A 24,929-nucleotide genomic window follows, 5' to 3' on the forward strand; every position below is an offset into this window, starting at 1 on the left:
TCTTACTCGTTCGGAGTCGATATTAGTGGGTGATTAAAATCCCCATTACAAAAACGAAGTCCCTCTCTAATAGACTAACAAATAAAGCGAGCGGTACGTTACGGAGTGTGCATCCTACATATAGAAATTATAGGAAAATTTTGTTTAGTTATTCACTCCGTGTCCTCTGCGTTCTCTGCGGTTAATTAAAAAAAATAATTAATTTAGCTATGAATTACGATACCAGTACAAACACTTTTTTAGATAGCAATTCATTAGAAAATGATGAAAAACTGCTAACGCCTTTAATGGTTTTTGCTCGGGAAGTTTTCTTGTATGAAAAAGAGGCTATCTCTGAGCAAGATTCTGCAAATGCTGTGCCGTACTCGCTCGATGATATCAATAATTTATGTGTTGACAATCTCCTAGCAAAGGTGGCTCGCTGCTGTCGCGACAGCAAGGTGGGAAAAAAATTACCGACGGCTTTTTACGTTCACGTTTCCGCTTTGCAGACACTCAGCCCTGTCCTCGGAATCTACGAAAATTGTGCCAGACGCACTCTGGAAAATATTGATGAAGCAACTTTAGTTAAAATTTCACTCCATCAACCTAAAATATCTTATCTTTTTTACCCTGATTTCGATACAGATGCTCACCCTGCTTTGCAAACCAGCATCCAGATTAATCTAGCAACGGGGGAAGTTAAATGTTTTGATTACAGCAACAGCGAAAATCCGCCGGTTTTGCACCGTAAGGAAACTTTTGTAGCTGCGGATTATCCCCATTACGAAAAGTTTTCCAGGCTGACTCGCAGCGAGGAAAAGTGGGGGCTGCTTGACAATACTAGCGTTATCGGCACTCGCGACGGTTGGCTCAAATACTTGGGATATTGCGGTGTAGAAATCCAAGATCATACTGTTGTCGAGCGTTTGAAACAGGAGAATAGCGAGGTATCAATTCCTAAGATCGAGCGGCACAAAGCTGCAATGGTACGCAATTCGCTTTCTAAACCTCTGCGTCTGGTTTTAGAAGCTGATTTAGTAAGGGACGGAGCGACTTTTTTTGATTACGGTTGCGGTTACGGTGGGGATGTTAAATATATTGCACAAGAGGGTTATGCTATTTCTGGTTGGGACCCATACTATCAGCCGGATACTCCGCGAATTTGTGCTGATGTTGTGAATATTGGTTATGTGATTAATGTCATTGAATCTTTGGCGGAACGACGAGAAGCTTTGCTGAATGCTTGGGAATTAACTAAGAATTTATTAGTTGTGGCGGCTCAGGTTTTGATTGACGATAGTGATCGAGGTCAAATTGCTTACGGGGATGGGGTGATTACTTCTCGGAATACTTTTCAGAAGTATTACGAACAAGAAGAGTTGAAGGTTTATATTGACCAAGTTTTGAATGTTGATGCAATTCCTGTGGCTTTGGGAATTTATTTTGTGTTTCGAGATGCTGCGGAGGGTGAAGGTTTTCGTGCTTCTCGGTTTCGATCGCACTTATCGACTCCCAGAGTGCGATCGCAAGTTAAGCGGTTTGAGGATTATGCGGAAATGTTGGCTCCTTTGATGGCTTTTGTGAGCGATCGGGGCCGCCTTCCGGTTAAAGGCGAACTAGCGGAAGAATCGGCGATCAAGGGGGAATTTCACAGTTTTAATCGCGCTTGGAGGGTGATTTTGCAAGCAACGGATGCGGATGATTGGGAGACAATCGCCGACAAGCGCCGCCAGGATTTGCTAGTATATCTCGCTCTCAATGGTTTGGGCGAGCGGCCTTCAATGCGCCGACTCCCGGCTCAAATCCGCAATGACATCAAAGGTTTGTTTGACAATTATCAAAAAGCTTGCACTTTGGCTGATTTAATGCTGTACAGTTTGGGCAAAGCTGATATTGTTGCGGATTGCTGCGAAGATAGTGCGATCGGCTACAAACAGCCCGGTTCCCTGTCAGTGCACGTCTCTGCATTAGAAGAACTTGACCCTTTGCTGCGACTCTACGAAGGCTGCGCCAACCGCACGATTGGCAGGCTTGACGGCGCTACAATTATCAAATTTCACGCTCGCAAACCTCAGATTTCCTATTTATTCTATCCCGATTTTGACACTAACCCGCATCCCGCCCTTCACACTTCTATGCACATAGACTTGCGCGACCTTTCTGTGAGCTATCAAGACTATTCTGATGTGTATAATCCACCAATTTTAGTAAGAAAAGAAGCTTTTGTTACTGCTAGTTATCCCCATTATGACAAGTTTGCTAAACTCACCCGCCAAGAAGAAAAGTTAGGTATTCTAGATGGTGGCGCAGTTAAGAAACATCGGGAATGGATGAAGTATTTGGAGGAAAATTGCGTTAAAATTAAAGATCATAAGTTGTTTTGGCGATCGAATGCTGATCCAGAAAGGTTAAAAATGCTGCAAAAAGCAGCGTCGGAACGTCAGCAGAAAAAGATTGAGTTGAATCCAGGAAAGAGTGAACGAACCCCAGAAAACGTAGAGGGAACAGAGGATGAAAAGGTTAGTAGCGAACACAGTTGAAATTAGTTGGTAAGGTGTTTACAATTGAGGCTGTAGCGTTCCTAGCGGTTGACATGGAAGAATACTTGAAAGTGAGTGAAGTTATTGATTGGCAGCATCCTGAAATTATGGGATGTGCTAAACAAATCGCATCGGGATATGAGACACCAACGGCGATAGCTAAGGCTTGCTTTGAGTGGGTGCGAGATGAAATTCGTCACAGTTATGACTATCAAATGAGTCCTGTAACCTGTAGAGCTTCAGATGTACTTCAGCACAAAACAGGGTATTGCTATGCGAAAAGTCACTTGTTAGCAGCGTTACTAAGGGCAAATGAAATTCCAGCAGGTCTTTGCTACCAGCGGTTGAGTATTGATGACAAGGGTGCGCCGTATAGTTTGCACGGTTTCAATGCCATCCATTTACCTGAAGTTGGTTGGTATCGAGTTGATGCAAGAGGTAACAAAGAAGCAGTCAACGCTCAGTTCACTCCACCTCAAGAACAGTTAGCGTTTAAGATTAAGTTTTCCGAAGAGGCAGATTTTCCAGCCATATTCTCAGAGCCGCTTCAAGTCGTTATAGAAGCACTGCAAGCACAGAAGACATGGGATGATATGCTTTGTAATCTCCCAGACATTTCGTTGGAGTCCGCGAAGAGTTATGGTTTGCTATTATGATACACATCGAATCCTGCTTTGAGCAGGCGCAGCGTTTTGAATTGTTCACGGGCAAAAGAGTCGCAACATTCGTCTTTATGAGCGGCTCGGATACAAGCTATTCAATAGTGAAAAAATAAACAAACTCCTGTCGTTCGTGTTCATGGAAAAACACAAGTGAAATGCCCCAATAAGCAGCACAGGCTGTGGCAGTAGTTTGAAAACCATCGTTTTTTGTGAATAACGCATTGACATTGTAAATACATTTTACCTATGCTAGGGAACCTGAATGTATACTTCGTGCTCAATGGCATTACCTTCGTATCGGACGACTCAAAAGCGCAGATTAATCCCACAAATCAGGAGGGGGTTACTTTTCAACAAACTGCTGAATCCTTCTTTGACCCATTTCTAGTTGTCGTTGATGCCAGCCGCAATGAGGAAGCGCGTGATGGTGATTGGGCTAGGTAGTCGGTGGAATCTACTGTATGTGGTTCACATTGAGCGTGAAGAAAATGCCATTCGGATTATTTCAGCACGTAAAGCAACTCGTCAGGAGAGGGCAGAGTATCAAGGTTGAAGCATTAAAGCAGCGATTAGATCGAAACCGTCCAATGACTAGCGTGACGATCCGTATGCCGGAAGATGTTGTGGAAGATCTAAAGAAAGTAGCATCATTTGTCGAGTGTCAAATTATTTGTCCGCGTTGACAGATTGCTGTCCGTTTGACCAATTATTTGACCAAGAAAAATGGGATACAAGCCCCGTCCTTCTAGGACGGCTTTTCTTGATTTCTAATATACTCCTTCAAAACTTCTAAAGGCGCACCCCCAGCAGAAACAGCAAAATAACTAGGACTCCACAATGCTTCTTTGTGGGGTTTTTTGTGTCCAGCTTGTCCGTAACGACGACTGGATACGCCTTTCAATGCGTTAACGATTTGAGATATCGACAATTTGGGCGGATATTCGATCAGCGCATGAACGTGATCCTCTTCGCCATTGAACTCTAGCACTTGAAAGTTCATTTTTTGAGCGACATCTCGAAACGACTTTTCAACCAAGGAAAGACTTTCGCTCGTGAATACAGACCGACGATATTTCGTTATACAGACCAAGTGTACTTTAAGTTCTGTAACAGAATTTCGTTCTCGACGGTAAACGGTTGTCATTATTTACTAACCAATATATAATCAAACTTACAGACCAACATTCAATATAACCATGAAGGCGAGATTTAAGTACAGATTTTATCCGACAACAGAACAAAAGCAGAGCTTGGCTCGGCTGTTTGGCTGTGTCAGAAAAGTCTGGAACGACAGTCTAGCTCTCTGCAAGCAGTCTGAAAAAAAGCCAAGTTCAGCCGATCTGCAAAAAATCGTAATAACTCAAGCGAAAAAGACAGAAGAAAGAGTCTGGCTGAGCGAAGTTTCTAATATTCCTCTACAGCAATCTGTAGCGGATTTAGAAACAGCTTTCAAGAACTTTTTCGATTCCTGTAAAGGAAAACGGAAAGGTCGCAAGGTTGGTTATCCTAAGTTCAAAAAAAGAACAAACAGCCAGTCTGCTAGATTTCGGATTGGAGGCTTTTCTTTTAAAAATAGCGGTGTTTATTTAGCCAAAATTGGCATTTTCCAGCCAATATGGTCAAGAGAACTTCCATCTGAACCTAGCTCAGTCACAGTAATCAAAGATTGTGCAAATCGTTATTTCCTAAGCTTTGTTGTAGAAGTTCAACCCGTCCATTCTGATGCCAAAAACCCAAGTATCGGAATCGATTTGGGAATAAAAACTTTTGCAGTGATGAGCAATGGTGAAAAAGCTGAAAGTCCTAGCTATAAAAAGTTAGACCGGAAAATCCGCAAACTCCAACGCAAATTAGCTCGTCAACCAAAAGACTCCAAAAGGAGAAATGTAACTCAAATCAAAATTGCTAGGTTCCATAACCGCATTGCTGATACCCGCAAAGATTTTCTACATAAATTATCGACCAAAGTAGTCAACGAAAACCAAGTGATTGTTTTGGAAGATTTAAATATATCAGGAATGGTGAAAAACCGGAAACTTTCACGGGCAATTAGCCAACAAGGATGGAGGGAGTTTAGAACTCTCTGTGAGGCTAAGTCTGAAAAATTTGGTAGAGAGTTTCAAGTGATTAGTAGGTGGGCACCTACTAGCCAAGTTTGTGCGGATTGTGGTTTTAAATGGGGCAAGATTGATTTGTCTATTCGTTCAGTGCTTTGTGTTAGTTGTGGTGCTGAGCAAGATAGAGATCAAAACGCATCCAAAAATATCGAAAAAGTCGGGATGGGGAATCGCCACGACTCAAAACGGGCGCAGAGGGATTGTCAGACTACTTCGGTAGCAGAACCCTATGAAGCGTCAAGAATCACCGCTCCTTCAGGACGGTGAGTATTTCAAGCTCGACACCTGAAACTATTGATGTACAAAGCATTAAGAGTAGTGCGGATAAAAGGACTTGAACCTTCACTCCTCTCGGAACCAGAACCTAAATCTGGCGCGTCTGCCAATTCCGCCATATCCGCATTTAGACATTTAAATACCATAGCACACAACAGAGCGATCGGTCAATCGATTTTAGATTTTAGATTTTAGATTTTAGATTAAACAAAGCGACCCACTGATAAATCCGCCGGCTTATGACCAAATTGCTCGATCGCTCAACATCGAGAAACCCGGTCATTTTGGGACACCGGGTTCAATCATGAGTTATCGCCACAGCAATTTTCCGTTTTTTTCACTTGTCACTTACTTTTGGCCGAGCGATTTCCAGGTTGTTTCGTCTACCATGCCGCTAGCGGTCAAACCCTTATTCTCCTGAAAGCTCTTGACAGCCGTAGCAGTGCGAGCGCCAAAAATGCCGTCGATCGGGCCCGGATCGTAACCCTGCATTTCCAAACGCACCTGTAGCGTCTTCACCTTGGAACCGACAGCGCCTTTATTTAGAAGAGTTGGAGGATTGCCGGGAACAGCAGCATTGCTCAGAATTGGAGCATTGCTCTGCACAGTTTCAGAAGCTGATGCCGGATCTGCTGCTAAAGCTGTCCAAGTTTCTTTATCCACAATGCCATCTGCGTTCAAACCCTTAGACTGCTGAAAAGCACGAACCGCCGATGTAGTGCGAGAGCCATAGGTACCGTCAATCGTCCCCACCTTGAAACTGTGCACCTGCAAGCGCTGCTGTATGGCGGCAACTTCTGGCCCGTCAGCTCCCGCCGAGATAGTTTTTTCCTTTTTCACTGGCGCCTGCTCGCCCGCGTAAAAAGGCTTGTTAAACATATCTCCTTGGGAATTTCCTTCGGGCGATGCTGAGGCACCCGGATCGGCGGGAGCCGTAAAGTCTCTGCGGTACTGTTCCTGCACCAAGGGTTCGGAGTCGAAAGCAGCAGTGGCCTTTCGGGTTAAGCCGGGAGCTAGCAGAGCAATCAAGCTGAAAATCGTAACAGTAGTCACACGCATAAATTTCATCCTGTTAGTGAGGTTTGACAAGGTTTCGCTGTTTTCATGTTTCTAAATCTAATTGTATTACCCGGACAGCTTTCTGAGACATATAGCAGAAGCAAGAAGGAAGAAGATCCTTCTACTTCGCGATCGGGTAACAAGAAGTCCGAGGGAAGGGGTAATAGACCGTATTGGTTGGAGCCATTAAGAAGGTTCTAAGCGTCTGGCGCGGTTGCGATATCTGCCCCGGTCTCTAGAATTTCGGCAATCGGGACACCAGCACTCAGAAGTTACGTCTTAGAAGTAGGGGCCGGTTCGCACTATTCCTAATAAACCCGGTTGATTCCGAGATGTTTCGTTACCAAAGCACATATTTTCGTATAAACCACGTCTTTTAGCCTCAGTCTTATGGTACAAAACCTGCCGTCATTCACAAATCTTTACAGGCGTATTTTGTACAAAGTTGATCTATCAAAGGCGAAGTTTTTTCCTTCTATCCCCCCGTAATATCAATTTCGGTTGGATCGGAATTATTAAACCCCTTTTGACGCAGAGGATACAGAGAAAGGGAAGAGAAGAATAATTCCGATACCAATGGATTTGATATAAAAAGCAAAACTCGGCATTTATCGGTTCGCGTGTTCTGCTAATAAAGCCTTCGCTTTCGGCTTGTAAATCAGATAAAACAGCGACTCTATGTAGCGGAGCATATCTTCGCGGTTTTCCTTGGACGAGTAGTTCCAAAAACCGTAAGTCCGCGCCAGAGTCAGCAGCTTGGTCGTGTGAATTTTCCAGGTATAGGTGCTGTAAACTCGGTCAATCCCTCGCGTTGAAATTTCATACCAAGAGTTGGGATTTTGTTCGCATTTCGATAAAAAATCTAGAAGTTTTTGGGCAGTCTCCTGGTGGTTAGTCGGGTTGATATAAAACCCATTTACCCCATCTTGAATAATTTCCAGCGGGCCGCCAAACTGTGTCCCGAAAGTGGGAATACCGGTAATCATTGCTTCGAGAATTGTCAAGCCGAAAGCTTCAAATAATGCTGGCTGAACAAATATACCTTGGGCGTCGGCGATTACCCGGTAGATTTCGCCGGACAGGCTTTTGGAAAGCCTCACTCCCAACCAGCGAATTTTACCGTGAAGGTTGTATTGGTCGATAATTGCGTAGAGCTTTTTAATTTCTTCTGCTTCTTCGTAGTCTTCGGTTTCTTCGACCCGCAGTTTGCCAGCTACTAGAATTAAGTTGCATTTTTCTTGCAGTTCCTGGCTTTTTCCAAACAATTCTGCTAAGCCTGTCATGTTTTTAATGCGATCGAGCCGCGCCATCGAAAATAAAGGGCGCTTGTGCGGATCGTCGAGTGTTCCAAAGACTTGTTCGGGGTCTTCTAGAGTAAACAGCAATTCGTTGAGTCGATCGCGATCGCCTTGCACCCGGTCTTCGATCCGCGTGTAGGGAAAGTACACACTTTCGTTAACTCCCGGCGGCACGACGTTAAATTTAGGGCTGAACAGTTCAATCCCGTTCACGACGTGGTACAAATCCGGCATCGTAAAACAATGGTAAGATTCGTACTGACCGACACTATCGGGTTGGCCCACAATCTCTTGATAGGTGCTGCTGACAATACAATTAGCTGCATTCATGGCAATTATATCGGCAGTAAATTGCAGCGAAAAATGGTATTTTTCCTCTGATTCTTGCCAGTAGAGATTGCTGAACAAATATTTAGATTTTTCCAGCGCATGGGCAATATTGCACTGAGTAACTTTGAGTTTGCGAGACAGCAAAAACGCTACCAAGTTCCCGTCAGAATAGTTACCGACAATTAAATCGGGCTTGCCCTGAAACTCAGCCAACAGTTCTTTTTCTGCATCGATAGCGTAAGTTTCCAAATAAGGCCAAATCTCAAATCTAGAAATCCAATTTTGAGTCAGTTTCGGATTGAATTCGCGGAAGGGAACCCGCAAAATCCAAGCATTTTCTGTACCGTGAACTTTTTCCAAACGTTGGTTACAGCGCGTGCCGTCGCTGTTAGGAATTAACCTGGTGAGAATAATTACTTTAGGTTTGACTCCTAAACTATCGAGACCGGCAAGATGAATGTCTTCTTGCAGTTGTTTCTCTAAACTCTTGGCTTGATCAAGGACATAAACTACCTGACCTCCCGTATCCGGTCGCCCCAAAACTCCTTCTTGGCCAAACCAGCCGTGAGGAGAAACTAGGACGATTTTGAAAATCATCGGGATGCGAGAAATAAATGCTTCTAGGGTTTGCGGATCGGGGGAATCAATTAATTCGTCAAGAATTCCTAGGGTTTCTTGCACGCGGGCGGCAGTATTTCCCCAACCTGCCTCGAAACCCATCATTTGCAGAACCAATCGAAATCTCTCGTAGGGTTCTTCTTCAGAAAGATCGCCGACAAAGGTGAGGGCTTTTTTGACTTGTTCTGAAAGTTGTTCTTGGGATTTTATGCGCTCGTTAATTAGTAATTGTACGCCATTGTAGCGGTGAAGACCCAAGAAATTAAATAGATTTTCTTGCCACTGTCTGGGATCTTGAAACAGTTTGCTGGACAGGTATCGGTTGAGGAATTGCACTCCTTTGCCGATGTTTTTGGGGTCGCGAATTGTGGGGGAATAATCGTAAAAAGGGCCGAAATCTAGTTCGAGGATGTCGCCTTCTTGGGGATGAAAATGGTTGACGTAGCGATCGCGCACATCGAGCAATTCTTGCACTGTCATCTGCTCAACAGTCAAGTCGTCTGCCACTCGCACTATTTCCATTGTAGCAATTTTTGGTCGCAGCAGAACGCAAAGGCTGTCATCTTCGAGAAGAATTTCCTGAACGTAGTAAATCAGTTTGCTTAAAAGAGAAGATTGATGGAACTGTTCGGGCTTTTCGTATTTGGTGCAGTAGGCGGCAAAAGCGTTAACTATGTCGTTTCGCAGTAAATATTTGTTTCCCAATGCGCGCAAATCGCTGACAAACTGACGTAAGTCGGTTTTTTCGTCGCTGGCGATAACAGCCTGAAAGAGTTCAGACATACATACTCCCTTATCTAAGACTTTTGATTTCCGCTGCGAAATTAGGCGATACTCAAACAGTATCGCCCTTTTTTTTAAGCGGCTACTTTTTTTGTAATTTTAAAGTCTGCAAAGTGAAGTTGCTATCCCTCAAATGACATAAAACTCCCCGTATTTATGGCGAATGTAACGGATAAAGGGATCGATAGTTAAAGGTGAACCTGTAACCCGATCGATCAATTCGACAGCAGTGTATTTGCGGCCGTGCTGGTAGATATTTTGTTTTAGCCAGTCGTGGAGTACGCTAAAATTGCCCTGTTCTATTTCTACGGGAATTTCAGGATTGATTTTTACTGCTGTTTCGTAGAATTGGGCGCTCATCAAGTTGCCGAGGGTGTAACCTTGGAACATTCCGCCGATCGTACCAACATACCAGTGAACATCTTGCATCGCGCCTTCGCTGTCGGTGGCGGGGACAACGCCGAGGTCGGTTTTATACCGTTCGTTCCACGCTTCGGGGAGGTCTCGCACTGCTAGTTTTCCCTCTACCATTGCCAATTCTAGGTCAAAGCGGATAGCGACGTGGAGATTGTAGGTTACTTCGTCGGCGTCGGTGCGGATGAGCGATCGCGAGACTTTGTTAATTGCCCGGTAAAATGCGTCTGTGGATACGTGTCCCAACTGTCGCAAAAATATGCCTTGGAGTTGCGGGTAGAAACATTCCCAAAAACCGCGGCTGCGCCCGACCAGATTTTCCCAAAGTCGCGATTGACTTTCGTGCACGCCGGAGGAAATGCCACCAGCCAGAAGCGTGCCTTCAAATTCCGGGGAATTTCCGAGTTCGTAGAGGGCGTGTCCGGCTTCGTGGATGCTGCTGAAGAGTGCTTGATCCAAGTGGTCTTCGTAGACGCGGGTGGTAATTCGCACGTCGTCTATAGAAAAGTTGGTCATGAACGGGTGCAGGGTGGTATCTTGCCGTCCCCGTTGGAAGTCGAACCCCATGCGTTCTACAACTTTGCGAGTGAATTCTAGTTGTTGGAATTCGGGGAAGTCTTGGTGCAAGCAGGAGTCGTCGGCGGGAGGTTGCGAGGTGATGGCTTCGACTATCGGCACTAATTCTTGACGCAGTTGGGCGAAAAGCGGGCGCAGCAGGGATACTTTCATGCCGTAGTCGCTACGATCGATCAAAGGATCGGCGATGTGTTCGTAGCCGGGGAAAAACTCGGCGTATTGCCTGCTTAATTCTAGGGTTTTTTCGAGATACGGCTCAACGGCTGCGAAATTGTTGGCTGCCCTAGCCGCTGCCCAAGCCTCGTAGCTGTCGGCTTGGTGGCGGCAGAGTGCGGACATGAAGGTTGCGGGGACTCTGGCGGCGCGATCGTAGTCTCTGCGGGCTATGCGGATCAGGCTGGCTGCGGTGGAGTCGTAGGGGAGAGTTTGTTCGTAGAAACGCAAGTCTTCTAGGAGTTCACCTATTTTTGGATCGGTAAATTTTTCGTGGGATATTTGTTTGAGAGTAGCCAACTGGCGGCCTCTGGCACTTGCACCTTTGGGGGGCATATAAGTGGATTGATCCCAATGCAGCAGCGACGAGGCTGATTCGATGTCCGTAACTTCTCTGAGATGGGCTGCCAGTTGAGCGAATTTTGCTTGAGTTTTGTCTAGGGTTTGCATGATTGGGCTTTATGGTGCTGTTTTGCCTACAAAGGTTGCAGTGCGGCATCCGTATCCATCAATCATAGCTACCCTGAAATCAAGCTAAAAACCGCACTTCTTCCCGTATTGTAAGTAATTTAGAGTCATTTTTGCACAATTTCCGGTATTTCTGCGGATTGAGTTCGATCGCCCTGGATAAGTTTTCGATCGCCAGCGCGAGACTGGTGGCTACAAGTTCGGGGCTGTTTGTGAGTTCGCCTGCTGCTTTTTCCTGGGCGTAAATGCAAGCTTTTTGATAGTACAGGTTGGGATCGTCGGGGTTGAGTGCGATGATTTTATCGTAGGAGGCGATCGCGTCGGTAAATCGTTGGATTTTTTTGAGGGCTATGGCGCGGTTGTACCAGGCTTCGATGTTGTCTGGCTGCAACTCTACGGTTTTGTCCCAAGAGGCGACTGCTTCTTCAAAGCGTTGTAAGTTGGCGAAGGCTAAGCCACGGTTGTAAAAGGTTTCGCTGTCGTTTGGCTTGAGTGCGAGGGCTTTGTCCCAGGATGCGATCGCTTCTTCAAATTCTCCCATTTGTGCGATCGCCGTGCCGCGTTTGTTCCAGGCTTCGGCGGAATTCGGCCGCAGTTGCAGGGTTTGGTCGTAGGAGGCGACGGCTTCCGGGTAGAGTTTTTCATCGGCTAGGGCTAAGCCGCGGTTGTACCAGGCTTGATGCAAGTTTGGTTTGAGTTCGATCGCTTTGTCGTAGGAAGTGATCGCCGCTGTATTTTGGTCGGACTTTCTCAGGGCAAATGCTTTGTTGTACCAAGCTTCGCAGTAGTCTGGTTTGATGGCTATAGCTTTCTCGTAGGAGGCGATCGCTTCTGATAATTTCTCTAAGCTGACGAGGGTGTTGCCGCGGTTCGTCCAGGCTTCGGGGTAGCTGGGGTTGAGTTCGATCGCCTTTTCGTAGGATGCGATCGCTTCTGAGAGTCTGTTGAGCTTCCGCAAAACGTTGGCGCGATTATACCACGCTTCGGGATTGTTGGGTTTGATTTTTAGGGATTGGTTGTAGGCTGCGATCGCTTCTTCTAGCTGGCCCAATTTTTTGAGGGCTACGCCTTGGTTGTACCAGGCTTCATAAAATTTTGGTTCAAGTTCGATCGCTTCTTCCCAAGATTCGATCGCAGCTTGGAATCGTCCCATTGCTTCTAGGGCGTTGCCGCGATCGTACAAGGTTTGAGCCTTTTGGGTGTTGACTGCTATGGATTTTTCCCCTGAGTCGATCGGCTTTTCTATGCTGGCTAATTTTTGCAAGGGGTTTCACCTCTTTATTTTCTGTCTAGTTGATACTTTTCTTTTTTATATGCGATCTTTTTTGCCTGTGAGTGCTTTCGATCGATATTATTTGGTTATTTATGGCAATTTTACAGGATTTTGGGAACTTTTTCAATTTTTTTCAATATAATCCTACATCGGGGATTTGTAGGTATAGATTAATACTATTTTTTTTATATTACTGCGTAGAAAAGAGGAAAGGGCGATCGCGCTGAGGTGTGACAAACCTCACCCAAGATATCATTTTAACGTAACCCTTTTGAGCGATCGGCGGTTGAAACCGCGTCTTGTCAAGCGAAGTCTGCGTTGACAGACTAATAAATAATAAGAGTGTTTTTGATGCTGTTGGGGCGGGTTTTACCAACAATAATTGCCTAAAACCGACAATCTCATAAACCCGCCCTGCCCAAGGGCAAATCCCTATCCTTGAATCAAGGCTTGAAACCGAGTATGCGATCGCAGGCTGTCAAAATCCGAGTCAGTTTTTGCCATTTCTCGGTATTTGCCAGGATTCAGATTGATGGCTTGCTGCAAATTCTGAATCGCTTGGTCAATCTGACTCTGTAAGGCATAGCAGCAAGCTTTATTATAAAATGCTTCGTCTTTATCTGGTTTGATTTCTAAGGCTTTGTCGTAGGAGGGTATCGCTTCTTCCAATCTTCCTAAATTACGCAGTGTAATGCCCCGATTGTACCAGGCTTCGTGTAAATCTGGTTTGATTTCTAAGGCTTTGTCGTAGGAGGGTATCGCTTCTTCCAATCTTCCTAAATTACGCAGTGCAATGCCCCGATTGTTCCAGGCTTCGTGTAAATCTGGTTGGATTTCTAAGGCTTTGTCTAAGGAGGCTATCGCATCTTCCAATCTTCCTAATTTATACAGTGCAATCCCCCGATAGTACCAGGCTTTGTCTTTATCTGGTTTGAATTCTAAGGCTTTGTTGTAGGAGGCTATCGCTTCTTCCAATCTTCCTAATTTATACAGTGCAATCCCCCGACAATACCAGGCTTTGTCTTTATCTGGTTTGAATTCTAAGGCTTTGTTGTAGGAGGCTATCGCTTCTTCCAATAAGCCTAAATTACGCAGTGCAATGCCCCGATTGTTCCAGGCTTCGTGATAATCTGGTTTAAATTCTAAGGCTTTGTTGTAGGAGGCTATCGCTTCTTCCAATCTTCCTAAATTACGAAGTGCAATGCCCCGAATGTACCAGGCTTCGTGATCATCTGGTTGGATTTCTAAGGCTTTGTCTAAGGAGGCTATCGCTTCTTCCAATCTTCCTAGATTACCTAGTGCCCTGCCCCGATAGTTCCAGGCTTCGTATGAATCTGGTTGGATTTCTAAGGCTTTGTCGAAGGAGAATCTCGCCTTTGTATATTCTTCAGCATAGCCATACAATAAACCTTGTTCATAAAACAATTCTGCTTGTTGTTCGGGTGTTTGCCCATCCTCATCAATTAAAGATTGAATCCTCACCAATTCCCGTTTCCTTTCTTGGGGAGTCAAAGCTAGATAATCTTCTCGCTTCCCTCTTTCGGAACAAGCCTGCTTTGATTCTGCTTGTAAGCTTTCTTCATCCATCGACAACTTAAATAGACTAGATCGCCAATCAAAGAAATCAGGTGCCCGCTGAATAAAATAATCAATAGCAAACTTAGGCAACAGAAAAACAAAACAGATTTTAAAATTATCTCGAAATCGTTCTCGCTGCTGGTTTAAATTAATTAAAACAGGCGGCACTCCCCGCCAACTGTAAGAGTAAATATCCTTACTTTCCCAGCCGATATCCTTTTTCTCTTGTTCGTATTCATAAAGTGAATATTCTAAACCCTGGACGAATAGGATATTGATGCGATCGCCATTTGGCAACTCTTCAATTAGATTGTAAAAATCATAAACCGATTCCTTCAGCCGCAAAACCTCAATATTTTGCTGCGGAATATCTGTTTTAACTCTAGTAATCAAGCGTTCTCCCTCCGCCGGTGAACACTCCACAAACAACAAGCTAAAGCCATCTGTCCGCTTGAGAGTGCGTACCAGAGTTAGATATTCTTCCTCCGGTTCTGCCGGTGGCAAATCTTCGTCCCAATCAATTGCTTCTGGTTTCATGGCTAAAGTAGAGTGACTGCTTCCCTAAATTCCTGAATGCCTTTAATTAGCGGGTGAACATCATACCAAGGCTGCATTTCTCCTTCATCATCAAAATATCGGTATTCCAAAATACAGCGGTTAAATAACAAATTGCGGTGCTTTTCTTCATTAAGTATCCGGTGAGAAATAGAGACTTTTGCTAAAATTGACCATTCATCTTGTCCGGGAGTTTTGCGGTAGACATTCCGCTCTTTCGTGATTGCTCTTTGGGCCGCTTTGGCAGTAATTGGCAAATTTTGTGTTTGATTCACAGCTTCTCGCATCATCTTCATCAAATCCCTAACGTGACCTCCACTCATCAAGCACAGCCGTTCTAGGGTTTCTTCGGTGTCAAACAAGCCTGTTTCTAAAGATAGATTTGGAGCGATTTTTTGCACCCGCTTCTTAATCAACTCTTTAATTTTAGCAAGTCCCGGTTGGTGAGCGCTACCATCTAGATTCTGTACCAAAATCATTGGCAGCACTTGCGGAGTATTGTACTTATCGCTTAAATCAGCAGCACGGTTAGAATGCACGAGGGAAATCGGTACAGTGTAAACGACGTGACAATCTAAAGCTTGGAGTTGTTCGCTGCGGTCTAAGAAAATTTGGTCTAGATTGCTGCGTCCTCCTGCGTCTGTCGCAGAAAATGGCACAATCCGGTCTAAATTATCGGCAATCGCTACCAGTTGCGAATATTTATTGGGCAACTTTTTTTTAGCATCGCCAATAAACTCATTTAGCGCATCAATCAGCGTTTGTGTTTGGGGTTCAACTTTTTCTCGGATTTTTTGACGCAGACTCGGTTGAGTTCTCACATTCGCCGTCAACTTGGCAAACTGACTAATTTGCGCCTCTAAGCTCAATTTTTCAAAAGATATTTCTGTTAGCCCTAAATCTTTTAAATCGTCCCAGCGGTCTTTCATCCAATTGAGCAAAGGCTTGGAGTCAGCCTCTTTAATTGCTTCTAATAAGTGTCTGGTGCAAGCTAGCAAAATATCTGTATATTCAGTATCTTCGGGATTGATATCTTCCGCGTCAGCCGCGAAATAAACTACAAAATAACCTTTGTTGTTCAAGTGTTGCTGTAGCCGCAGCAATTCCGTTGATTTTCCAGCACCGCGATGTCCTGCATACAACTGGCAAGTCATCGGTTCTGAACGCTCAATATTGAGGCCCAAGTCTAGGGTAATATTGTCATCTCCTCGCACTTCCCCACAGTCAACATATTGCGGGTCGCCTGCTGGTAAAGGAGAAGATGGGTTAAAGGCGTTGTAGAGGTCTTTTAGTAGTTTTTCTGTATTTTGAGTCATAATTTTTTTTAGTATTTTTGGTTTTTTATAGGCTCAACCGCAGATTTAAGGCAGATGAACAGGGATAAACGCAGATAATTTTAATAAGAGCGATCGAATCTATGCAAAAGGCTGGGTGCACATCGCGCACCCAACAATCACTACTTTTAGGCTTGATACTTTTTCAGAATAGCAACTTTTTCGGGGAAGATTTCGATCGCCATTTTGTCATCATAACGAGTCGCGAGCGATCGCCTCACCTCGCCCAAAAACAGCGGCTGCGACAACCCAGGTTCAGGATGTACCACTGTACGAACCCGGATTGTCATGTAGTCTCTGCCGCGCCCAGAGCGCCCTGGAGAGTACAAATCCGCAGCCGCTTGCTGCATCGTTGCTTCTAATTCCGATTCGGTGATCGTAGGTGGCACAGTAACTACTGTTTGAGCGCCGCCAGTATCGTAAACTAAAGAATAGCGCACCGCACCAGGAATTTCTGTACGGGAAAACAGTCCCAAACCCAGACCGAATATACTGGCAGCAATTACTCCCATAAAGCTGGTCACTCCTACCAATCGGAAGCGAAAACCCCATTTGAAGATAAATGCTATAACTGTTAAAATAGCTAAAGCTACTGTCAGAATTCCCGCCCATTGGGCGTACATTAAAAGATTAGAATTTACGTTCATTTGATGATTAGTTGACTGTTGACTGTTGACTGTTGATATTAGTTACCAATGCCCAATGCCCAATGCCCAATGATTAATTAAGCGTTTCGGGACACAAGCAGATAAGTCATCATATCGCCTTTCCCCTTCACTGGAATCACGCCGCGCTCCTCAAAAACGTACTTACCCCGCAAGCGCTCGTAGGTAGCAACTGTCACCTGAATGCTGCCGGGGACGCCTTGAGATTCCATCCGGGAAGCTGTATTTACCGTATCTCCCCACAAATCGTAAGTAAATTTTTTAGTACCGATTACCCCAGCTTCCACCGGGCCTGTGTGGATGCCGATGCGGATGCTGAGCGGCTGACCTCCCTTGGTACGGATCTTAGTCATTGCTGCTTGAATTTCCAGCGCCATTTCCGCGATCGACTCGGCGTGATCCTCGCTGGGCGTCGGCAAACCGCCAACCACCATATAAGCATCGCCGATCGTCTTAATTTTCTCAAGTCCGTAGCGCTCGGCCAACTCGTCAAAAGCCGAAAAAATCTCGTTGAGCAACTCCACCAACTGGGCCGGCGATAAATGAGACGAAAGTTTAGTAAAACCGACCAAATCGGCAAACATCACTGTTACCTCGGCGAAACTGTCTGCGATCGTAATTTCCCCGTGTTTCAGGCGCTGTGCGATCGCCTTCGGTAAAATATTTAACAGCAAACGCTCGGACTTTTCCTTTTCCTGGGCCAACTCATGTAAATACGCCTGTTCCTTATCCCGCAGCCGCTTCTTTTCTAAACAAGCGCTAATCCGAGCCTTGAGCAATACCGGATTGAACGGTTTAGAAAGATAATCCTCCGCCCCCAACTCTATACACCGGACGATACTGTCGATATCGTCCACCGCCGAAATCATAATCACCGGGATGTAGCGCAAATTCTCGTCCGCCTTCAGACTTTCGAGCACCTGATAGCCGTTCATTTGCGGCATCATAATGTCTAGGAGAACCAAATCAAAAGGAACGCTTCGCAACATTTCCAGAGCTTGGAGACCATCTTCAGCAACAGTCACCAGATGGCCTTGACGCTGAAGTCGGCGGGCCAGCAAATCGCGGTTTACCTCATTGTCGTCAACAACCAGCACGCTGCCCTCGTCACCTTTCATGTCAGGGCCTCTTTCAGAAGAGTTTCAATTTTACCCAAAAGTCGGGGAAACTCGACCGGTTTAGTGTCATAGTCATTGCAGCCTGCAGCCAGACACTTTTCACGATCGCCCGCCATTGCGTGAGCCGTCAGCGCAATCACCGGAATCCTGCTAGTTTCAGGAGCCGCCTTAATTTGCTGCGTTGCTTGCCACCCGTCGAGAACCGGCAGACTCATATCCATCAAAATCAAATCTGGTACTTTCGCGAGCGCCATCGACACTCCCTCAGCACCGTCAACAGCAATAAAGACCTCGTGTCCCTTGCGGGCCAGACGCCTGGAAAGCATATCCCTGTTCATTTCGTTATCTTCGACCAACAGGATTTTAGCCATTGGTGTTCTCCTTGCCTTTCGAGTCGTACCTGCGATCGAACCTGTTATTGACTATAGAGCGAACATCGCGCAATAAACTATCGCAACTGTAGACTCCCTTTTGTAGCACCCGCTCGACGTAGCCGTTTAGCTGCTGGCTTTCGGCCGATGTCAAGTCTTTCCCCGTGATCACAACAATCGGTATAGGATCTCCCGAATGGGATTTGCGAAGTTCCCCGATCAACTCAAAACCATCCATTTCTGGCAACATCAAATCCAGTAATATCAGGTGCGGGCGAGCAACTTTTAGCCGATCGAGGGCAGCGCGCCCACTATCAGCTTCCGTTACTGCCCAGCCTTGTGTTTCTAGTACGCATCGCAGTATTTCGCGCGTGGCAACGTCGTCTTCCACAATTAGAATCTGACAGGTCAAATTGCTACTTGCAACGCCGTCTTGGTCGCGTCGGTACTTGTTCAACAAAGCAGCCAGCCGTTTGCCGTCCACTGGTTTGGTGAGGTAGTCCGAGGCACCCAATGCAAAGCCGAGGCTTTTGTTGCCCACAAAGGATAGCAGGATTACGGGAATTTCGGCAAGGTCAGGATCGGCCTTCAGCGCTGAGAGTACCGCCCAGCCGTCCATTCCGGGCATGATCACGTCGAGGGTAATGGCGTCTGGCCGTAGTTGCTTAGCGAGCCGGAGAGCTTGCTCGCCACCACCGGCGACTTCTACGTGCAGTCCTTGGCGACTGAGGGCGCGCTGGATTAAATCCCGCGAGATCGGGTCGTCGTCCACTACCAGCACCGTGCCGACAGCGGGGGCGTCGGGAGGGCTAGTGCTGTCATGGACTTTGTTGGGGATTTCCGGCTGTTTGATGGCTTTCGGCAAGAGCACGGTGAAAGTGGTGCCGGAGCCCAAGGCGCTGCTGACCTCAATGCTACCGCCCATCATCTGACAGAAGCGCTGGCTGATTGCTAGTCCCAAACCGGTGCCACCGTACTCGCGGGTAGTCGAGGCATCAGCTTGGGTGAAAGGTTGGAAAACTCGCTCCAATTGCTCTTGTGTCATGCCGATGCCGGTGTCGGCGACGCGGAAACTTAAAAATTCGGAGTTGGAAATTAAAATTTGGGAAGATTCCTCTTGATTTTTGATTTTTAATTGTTCATTTTTAATTCTTTCCACTCCGATCGCAATTCTCCCGTTTTGTGTGAACTTGGCAGCGTTGCTGAGCAAGTTAAGCAGCACTTGCCGCACTTTTGTCATGTCCGCGTGCATGGTGTCGAGGTTGTCTGGAAAGTACACTTCTAGGGTATTACCGTTTTTCTCGACCAGTGGCCTGGCCGTAGCAACAGCACTTTCAATTAAGGTATGGATGTCGAAGGTTTCTAAGTAGAGATCCATTCGACCTGCTTCAATTTTAGAAATATCTAGGATGTCGTCAATCAGGGACAGCAAGTGTTTGCCGGCGCTGCAGATTTTTTCGAGGTCGGGAATCGATTCGCAACTGCCCAATTCTTCGGCTTCTTCTTGAAGCATTTCGCTGTAGCCGATGATGGCGTTGAGGGGTGTGCGAAGTTCGTGGCTCATGTTGGCGAGAAATGTGCTTTTTGCCCGGTTGGCTGATTCTGCTGCTTCTAGGGCCGACTGCAAGGCGGATTCTGCCTGTTTGCGATCGGTGATGTCTTGGGTTGTGCCTTCGTAGTACAAAACGCTGCCGCTTTCGTCGCAGATGCTGCGGGCGTTTTCGGAAATCCAGATCGTGCTGCCGTCTCGGCGGTATACTTGGGATTCAAATTTTGACACTTGGTGGCGCGCGCGCAATTGGGCCATAAACTCGGCACGCCGATTCGGGTCAACGTAAAATTGGCGGTTGATATCTGTGAGTTCGGCTAGCATTTGGGCACAGGATTCGTAGCCGTAAATCTCGGCTAGTGCGCGATTGGCGCTGAGGTAGCGCCCGTCTGAGGTGGTCTGGAATATGCCTTCGACTGCGTTTTCAAAGATGTTGCGGTATTTTGTTTCGGATTGTCTCAAGACTGCTTCTGCTCGCTTGCGCTCTAGGGCATTGGCGAGCATTTCTCCTACCATTTTTAGCTGTGTGGATATTGTGGATATTTCGGTTGCTCGACCTGCTGTTTGCTTTAAGCCATCGAATCCGAGAAATCCTACTAGGTTTTTATTAGAAATTAGGGGAATAATTATCAGTGATTGGATATTGATTAGCGGTTTTTGGGATTCTAAATTATTGAGGGAAGCGCCAATCGAAGCTATTGAGGCGGTTGCTGTTTGATTGACTGTTTGGGATGCGAAGTCTGTCTGGAATTGGGCTGAATTTAGACAGAGAAAATAGGCAATTTCGGCGATTGCTGAGGGCAGGAGTTCGCCGATTTCTGGAATATAATAGAGGCATTCGGCGCGATCGAGTTTTTCTGCGAGCCAAGGGATTTGTGCGAGTTCTATTGGTTTGTCGGTGCTGTCTTTGACTGCAGGAATGCTTTCGCCACACCACTCGTAGGTTTTGTCGGCGCGGGTTTTGTCTTCTGATAACAGGTAGATGTAACTGCGGTCAAACCCGCTCAAAGTGGCGATCGCTTCCAGGGTTCGATCGATGCTTTGATCTATTTCTGATAAGGGCTGGCTGATAAAATCGGTTGACAAACGGGCAATCAACTGAGCTAATTCTACTCGATACTGCAAATATTGTTCTTGTTTTTTGAGTTTAGTAACGTCTCGAAAGCTCCAGACTCTACCGACTGTTCTCGCTCCGACTTTTGATGGCAACGAATTTAATTCCAGAATTTTTCCGTCTTTAAATTCTAATAATTCGCTGATTTGAGTATCTGAATCTGCCGACACTTTAATCACGTTTTCGAGAAATCTTTGCGGGTATTTTAATTGTTCCCTGTCGAAGGGTAATCCTGTTTTGAGCGTGTTTTTGAGTGTGCCGAAGGTCGATCGGCTCAACTTTCCTTGGCTGGCGGACAAACCCCACATCTCTAGAAATTTCTGATTATAATCACATATATTGCCGTTTCTGTCAACCGCCAGAATTCCTGCATCTGTAGATTTTAGAACTGCTTGCAGTATCGAGAGCGATTGCTTGTGTTCTCTAATGTCAAAAATGTCAAAAAACACCAAGACTGATATTTCGCTGCCCTCAACTGCGGGATGGAAAAAATAGGAAACTGGTAACATCTTGCCGTCGCGACACAAAAACTCGTCGTCCCAGTTGTTGCAAGGTTGACCGGAAGCGATCGCCTCTTGTAAATCTAGTGTAGGTGCGATCGGCCTATCTTCACTCTTGCTTGGGAACTGTTTCGGAACCGTCAAAACTTGGGATTTGTTGCCTTCCTTTTGCTTCCCGATGCGCTCTAGCAGAGAAACGCCTGCAAGTTCCGACTCTTGCCACCCCAGCAAGCGTTCTGCTTCTGGATTCACCGAGATTACACAGCCCTTCGCGTCAAGGATACACAATCCTGCCCCCCAACTGTTGACACTCGCCCGCAGTCGATCGAATTGTGAAGCTGTTGGAGAGTCTTTAGGGGACTGGGGCGAGTCAGTTAAATCCTTGAGCGCCACTGTCTCCGAGTTCCAGCAATCCTGCTGCTGAAGTTCTTGCTGACTCTGAACTCCGTCATAGCTACAACTTACCTGCTCTAATAAAAGCTGCCACTGCTCAGCAGTGGGAGGGGGAGACTCGCCGACTAAACCGAGCTGTTCGAGTTGGCGCTGGAGGTGGGGGTGCATATTTTCTGGCGCTTTGTAGGCAACTTTCTACAGTATATCTTGTTAATTAATAATATTATATATACGCAGCTATACAGTTAGTCGAAAGCTACGGGATCAAGCAAATACTAGGTTTGATCGAAAAGCCTATTGAGCATCTCTGCTCTCCAAAAAACTTTAAACTGCGCTAATTATATCCTAACGGCTTTAATGATTTGGCTATATGTTTAAAATCTCGATACCTGCTAGCGAAAGAATCAGCGAATTGCGGAGGCTAATAAAACCGGAAACGCTCGAAAAGAAATGTCAATAAATTATTATTTATCAGAATTTTCGGTTGAAATTGAAAGGTCGGTGAAAATAGCTGGCAGCCGAATGATAAAAGTAGAACCTTTGTCCTCCTCGCTGAATGCGGTAATGTCTCCGCCCATCATTTCGCAGAATTTCTTAGTAATGGTCAGCCCCAAACCAGTGCCGCCGTACTTTTTAGTAGTGGAGGAATCGGCTTGGGTGAAAGGCTCAAAGATTCTGGCTAACTGTTCGGGACTCATGCCAATGCCGGTATCTTTGACCGTAAAAATGATCCAATCTTGAGCGGAAGATAAGAGAGATAAGCTATTTTCAGCTTGGCCACCTTCTCTATACGCTCCAAGTTTTTTGTCTTTCTTTGCAGAGTCGGCGGGGGTTTCGACGGATCGGGTAACGGCGAAGGTAATCGCGCCGGAGCAAGTAAATTTCGCGGCGTTGCTGAGGAGGTTGAGCAGAGACTGCCGGAGTTTAGTCAAGTCGGTCTGCATCGAGCCAATATTTTCGGGGCATTGTATTTCTACAATATTGCTATTTTTGTCCGCCAGCGGCGCGATCGTGGCAACTACTTCCTCAACCAGAGTTGGAATGGTGAAAGTTTCGACGTGCAAGTCGGTGTGGCCTGCTTCAATTTTGGTCAAGTCGAGAATATCTTTAATCAGCGCGAGTAGGTGCTGACCGGCCGTGTTAATTCTCTGGAGGTCGTCGATGAACTCTTCGGCACCAAGGTCTCGGGCGTCTTCTTGCAGGATCTCGCTGTAGCCAATGATGGCGTTGAGGGGGGTTCTGAGTTCGTGACTCATGTTGGCGAGAAAAATGCTTTTGGATCTATTTGCAGCTTCGGCGGCTAATGCGGCCCGGCGGAATTCTTCGGAACGCAAGCGTTCGGTGATGTCGGTGGTCATGATTAAAACGCACTGAGTGCTGCCGAGGTGGATGAGTTCCAATGACAGCAGCCAGTCGCGGACTTCGCCGGCTTTGGTGCAAATTTTGATTTCTTGGTTGCTGATCGAATTTTGTGATTGCAAAATCTGGGCGAGCCGCCCCCCGTCTTCTGAATTGACAAACATTCCTAAGTCGCTGGGAGTGCGGCCGAGAAATTCGTGCCGCAGCCACCCTAATGAGCGCAAAAAGCTTTCGTTGGCATCGAGGAAGCATCCATCCGTGAGGGTGCAGATGCTGATCCCGACTGGGGAGGCGTGAAAGGCCTTGGAAAATCTTTCTTCTGAAGAACGTAGGGCGGCTTCGGCTTGCTTTCTGTCTGTGATGTCTTGGACGGTGCTGGTGATGTAGAGGGAGGTGACGGCCGCTTGTTCGTAGACTGTGCGGTTGCTACCGTTGGGGAGTATGAGCCTGTAGTCGATGCTGTAAGGCTGTTGCTGAAATAAAGCGGCTTCGATCGAGGTTTTGACTAATTCTCTGTCTTCAGGGTGCACGTATTCCAAGAAGGCTTCAAGGCTGGGTTCAAAAGTTCCCGGTTCCTGTCCCAGGATGCGGTAAATTTCCTCTGACCACCGCAATTGCTGCGCGTTGCGGTCTAAGTCCCAGTTGCCTAGCTGGGCGATGCGCTGGGCGTTAGCGAGGCTGGCTTCGCTGGCGCGCAGGGAGGCTTCTGCTTGGTGGCGTTCGGCGACGGTGGCAGCTAAGACTAAGCCGGTGACGGCGATGACGGCGATGAAGGCTTGCAGGGATAACAGTGCTTGGGGGATACTGCTGGCGTGTTTGAGGAAGGGGCCGCTGCCTCGGGCTATTCCCCAGATGGCGAAGCCGCAGAGGATGAGGTTGGAGAGGGCGGTGTAGCGCTGACCGAATCGAAAGGCAGCCCAAACTACTAGGGGAAATGGTAAGTATTCGAGGGGATAGCGGGCGTAGGCGGCGCGGGTGCGGGAGCAAAAGACGAGCCAGCCGACTGCTAGTAGCAGCAGCAGCCAAATCGCTTGTTCAGCTATCTGTTTGCGATGGGTGGGGACTTTGGGCAATTGTTGCCACGTCAGTAGCAGCGGGGCGACGAGCAAAATTCCCATAGCGTCTCCCACCCACCAAGTCCCCCAAATCGTGCCAAAATCGCTCCAGCTAGATATACCACTCAGACATACGAGGATGCTGCCGATTGTGGAGCTGATCAGGGTAGATCCCAAGGCTGCTAGCCCGACTATTCCTAAAACGTCTTTGAGCCGATCGAGCCCGGCGCTAAAGTTAATGCCCTGGAGTAGATAAGTTCCCGTCCACGCTTGCAGGCTTCTGGCGCCTGCCGAGATCAATGCCGTGGCGATGTTGGCCGACGGTACGTTCATGCTGAACAGGAAGCCTCCGATCGCGATTCCCGGCCACAGTTGCCGCCCAAACAGCAGCAGGGCGACTTGGGCAATTCCTGCTGCTGGCCACATCGGGTAAATTTCTGAACTGAGGGTGAGGGTGGAAATGGCGAATTGCGACGCCCAATAGTAGACCAGGGCGATCGCGCCTACTGCGAGGAAGTACCGCCAGGAATGTCCTTTGATTGCATTAAGGAACTTTGTCTGCATGGTCGTTTGGGGAAAAGGTGGACGGTTGTTGGGGTCTCAGTAGGTGGCACGGGACAGGCAGAGGGTAGAGAAAATGTTTCTATTAAGTGATGGTAGGTCATGAGTGGTAGGTAGTGGGAGAAGCTTTTGAGCTAACTTTTTGTGGTGCCGTTGAGGGAGTGGTTT

17 protein-coding genes and 1 tRNA gene are annotated in these 24,929 nt (G+C 46.7%); 5 read left to right on the plus strand and 13 right to left on the minus strand.

Going from position 1 to position 24,929, the window contains the following annotated elements; all coding sequences use genetic code 11:
* Positions 1-209: 209 nt before the first annotated feature.
* The 4 genes from QUB37_RS15830 to QUB37_RS29860 all read left to right on the plus strand — a co-directional run bounded on the left by QUB37_RS15830 (position 210) and on the right by QUB37_RS29860 (position 3,737).
* On the plus strand, positions 210-2,522 hold the full coding sequence (locus tag QUB37_RS15830; protein ID WP_333163530.1) for a DNA phosphorothioation-associated putative methyltransferase: 2,313 nt from the start codon (positions 210-212) through the stop codon (positions 2,520-2,522).
* A complete protein-coding gene (locus QUB37_RS15835) occupies positions 2,519-3,178 on the plus strand; it encodes a transglutaminase family protein (protein ID WP_333163532.1) in 660 nt (219 codons plus the stop codon). Before QUB37_RS15830 ends, QUB37_RS15835 begins: the two co-directional genes overlap by 4 nt.
* A gap of 252 nt (positions 3,179-3,430) precedes the next feature.
* Entirely contained in the window at positions 3,431-3,628 is a 198-nt protein-coding gene (locus QUB37_RS15840) for a hypothetical protein (RefSeq protein WP_333163534.1), read from the plus strand.
* Complete coding sequence (locus tag QUB37_RS29860) at positions 3,609-3,737, plus strand: BrnT family toxin (protein ID WP_445300031.1); 129 nt, start codon at positions 3,609-3,611, stop codon at positions 3,735-3,737. Before QUB37_RS15840 ends, QUB37_RS29860 begins: the two co-directional genes overlap by 20 nt.
* A gap of 192 nt (positions 3,738-3,929) precedes the next feature.
* Here the strand turns inward: QUB37_RS29860 and tnpA are convergent, their stop codons facing one another.
* Positions 3,930-4,328, minus strand: coding sequence for an IS200/IS605 family transposase (gene tnpA, locus QUB37_RS15845; protein ID WP_333163536.1), 399 nt, complete (start codon positions 4,326-4,328; stop codon positions 3,930-3,932).
* 52 nt (positions 4,329-4,380) lie between these two features.
* On the opposite strand from tnpA, the gene QUB37_RS15850 reads away from it, so the two are divergent.
* Positions 4,381-5,568, plus strand: a complete 1,188-nt coding sequence (locus tag QUB37_RS15850; protein WP_333163538.1) for a transposase — start codon at positions 4,381-4,383, stop codon at positions 5,566-5,568.
* A gap of 52 nt (positions 5,569-5,620) precedes the next feature.
* Here the strand turns inward: QUB37_RS15850 and QUB37_RS15855 are convergent.
* From QUB37_RS15855 to QUB37_RS15910, 12 genes are all read right to left on the minus strand, one after another.
* A tRNA-Leu gene (locus QUB37_RS15855) sits at positions 5,621-5,702 on the minus strand.
* A gap of 223 nt (positions 5,703-5,925) precedes the next feature.
* The gene (locus tag QUB37_RS15860; RefSeq protein ID WP_333163540.1) at positions 5,926-6,636 is read right to left on the minus strand and encodes a peptidoglycan-binding protein; all 711 of its coding nucleotides are present in this window, start codon (positions 6,634-6,636) and stop codon (positions 5,926-5,928) included.
* A gap of 608 nt (positions 6,637-7,244) precedes the next feature.
* On the minus strand, positions 7,245-9,665 hold the full coding sequence (locus QUB37_RS15865) for a sucrose synthase (protein ID WP_333163542.1): 2,421 nt from the start codon (positions 9,663-9,665) through the stop codon (positions 7,245-7,247).
* Positions 9,666-9,794: 129 nt separating this feature from the next.
* Complete coding sequence (locus tag QUB37_RS15870; RefSeq protein ID WP_333163544.1) at positions 9,795-11,318, minus strand: carboxypeptidase M32; 1,524 nt, start codon at positions 11,316-11,318, stop codon at positions 9,795-9,797.
* Between the two features lie 79 nt (positions 11,319-11,397).
* Positions 11,398-12,600, minus strand: a complete 1,203-nt coding sequence (locus QUB37_RS15875) for a tetratricopeptide repeat protein (protein ID WP_333163546.1) — start codon at positions 12,598-12,600, stop codon at positions 11,398-11,400.
* Positions 12,601-13,041: 441 nt separating this feature from the next.
* Positions 13,042-14,724 carry a tetratricopeptide repeat protein gene (locus QUB37_RS15880; protein WP_333163548.1) on the minus strand — a complete coding sequence of 561 codons (1,683 nt, stop codon included), beginning with the start codon at positions 14,722-14,724 and terminating at the stop codon, positions 13,042-13,044.
* A gap of 2 nt (positions 14,725-14,726) precedes the next feature.
* The gene (locus tag QUB37_RS15885; protein ID WP_333163550.1) at positions 14,727-16,058 is read right to left on the minus strand and encodes an ATP-binding protein; all 1,332 of its coding nucleotides are present in this window, start codon (positions 16,056-16,058) and stop codon (positions 14,727-14,729) included.
* Positions 16,059-16,204: 146 nt separating this feature from the next.
* On the minus strand, positions 16,205-16,723 hold the full coding sequence (locus QUB37_RS15890; RefSeq protein WP_006631825.1) for a Ycf51 family protein: 519 nt from the start codon (positions 16,721-16,723) through the stop codon (positions 16,205-16,207).
* A 77-nt stretch (positions 16,724-16,800) separates the two neighbouring features.
* Positions 16,801-17,859, minus strand: a complete 1,059-nt coding sequence (locus QUB37_RS15895) for an adenylate/guanylate cyclase domain-containing protein (RefSeq protein WP_333163553.1) — start codon at positions 17,857-17,859, stop codon at positions 16,801-16,803.
* Entirely contained in the window at positions 17,856-18,230 is a 375-nt protein-coding gene (locus QUB37_RS15900; protein WP_015177895.1) for a response regulator, read from the minus strand. The genes QUB37_RS15895 and QUB37_RS15900 overlap by 4 nt, the downstream gene beginning before the upstream one ends.
* Positions 18,223-21,954 carry a response regulator gene (locus QUB37_RS15905; protein WP_333163555.1) on the minus strand — a complete coding sequence of 1,244 codons (3,732 nt, stop codon included), beginning with the start codon at positions 21,952-21,954 and terminating at the stop codon, positions 18,223-18,225. Before QUB37_RS15905 ends, QUB37_RS15900 begins: the two co-directional genes overlap by 8 nt.
* 296 nt (positions 21,955-22,250) lie before the next feature.
* Positions 22,251-24,764 (minus strand): MASE1 domain-containing protein, encoded by a 2,514-nt coding sequence (locus QUB37_RS15910; RefSeq protein ID WP_333163557.1) that lies wholly within the window; start codon positions 24,762-24,764, stop codon positions 22,251-22,253.
* Positions 24,765-24,929: the final 165 nt, after the last annotated feature.

It is taken from the genome of Microcoleus sp. AT3-A2 (assembly GCF_036705685.1).
Taxonomy (GTDB): domain Bacteria; phylum Cyanobacteriota; class Cyanobacteriia; order Cyanobacteriales; family Microcoleaceae; genus Microcoleus.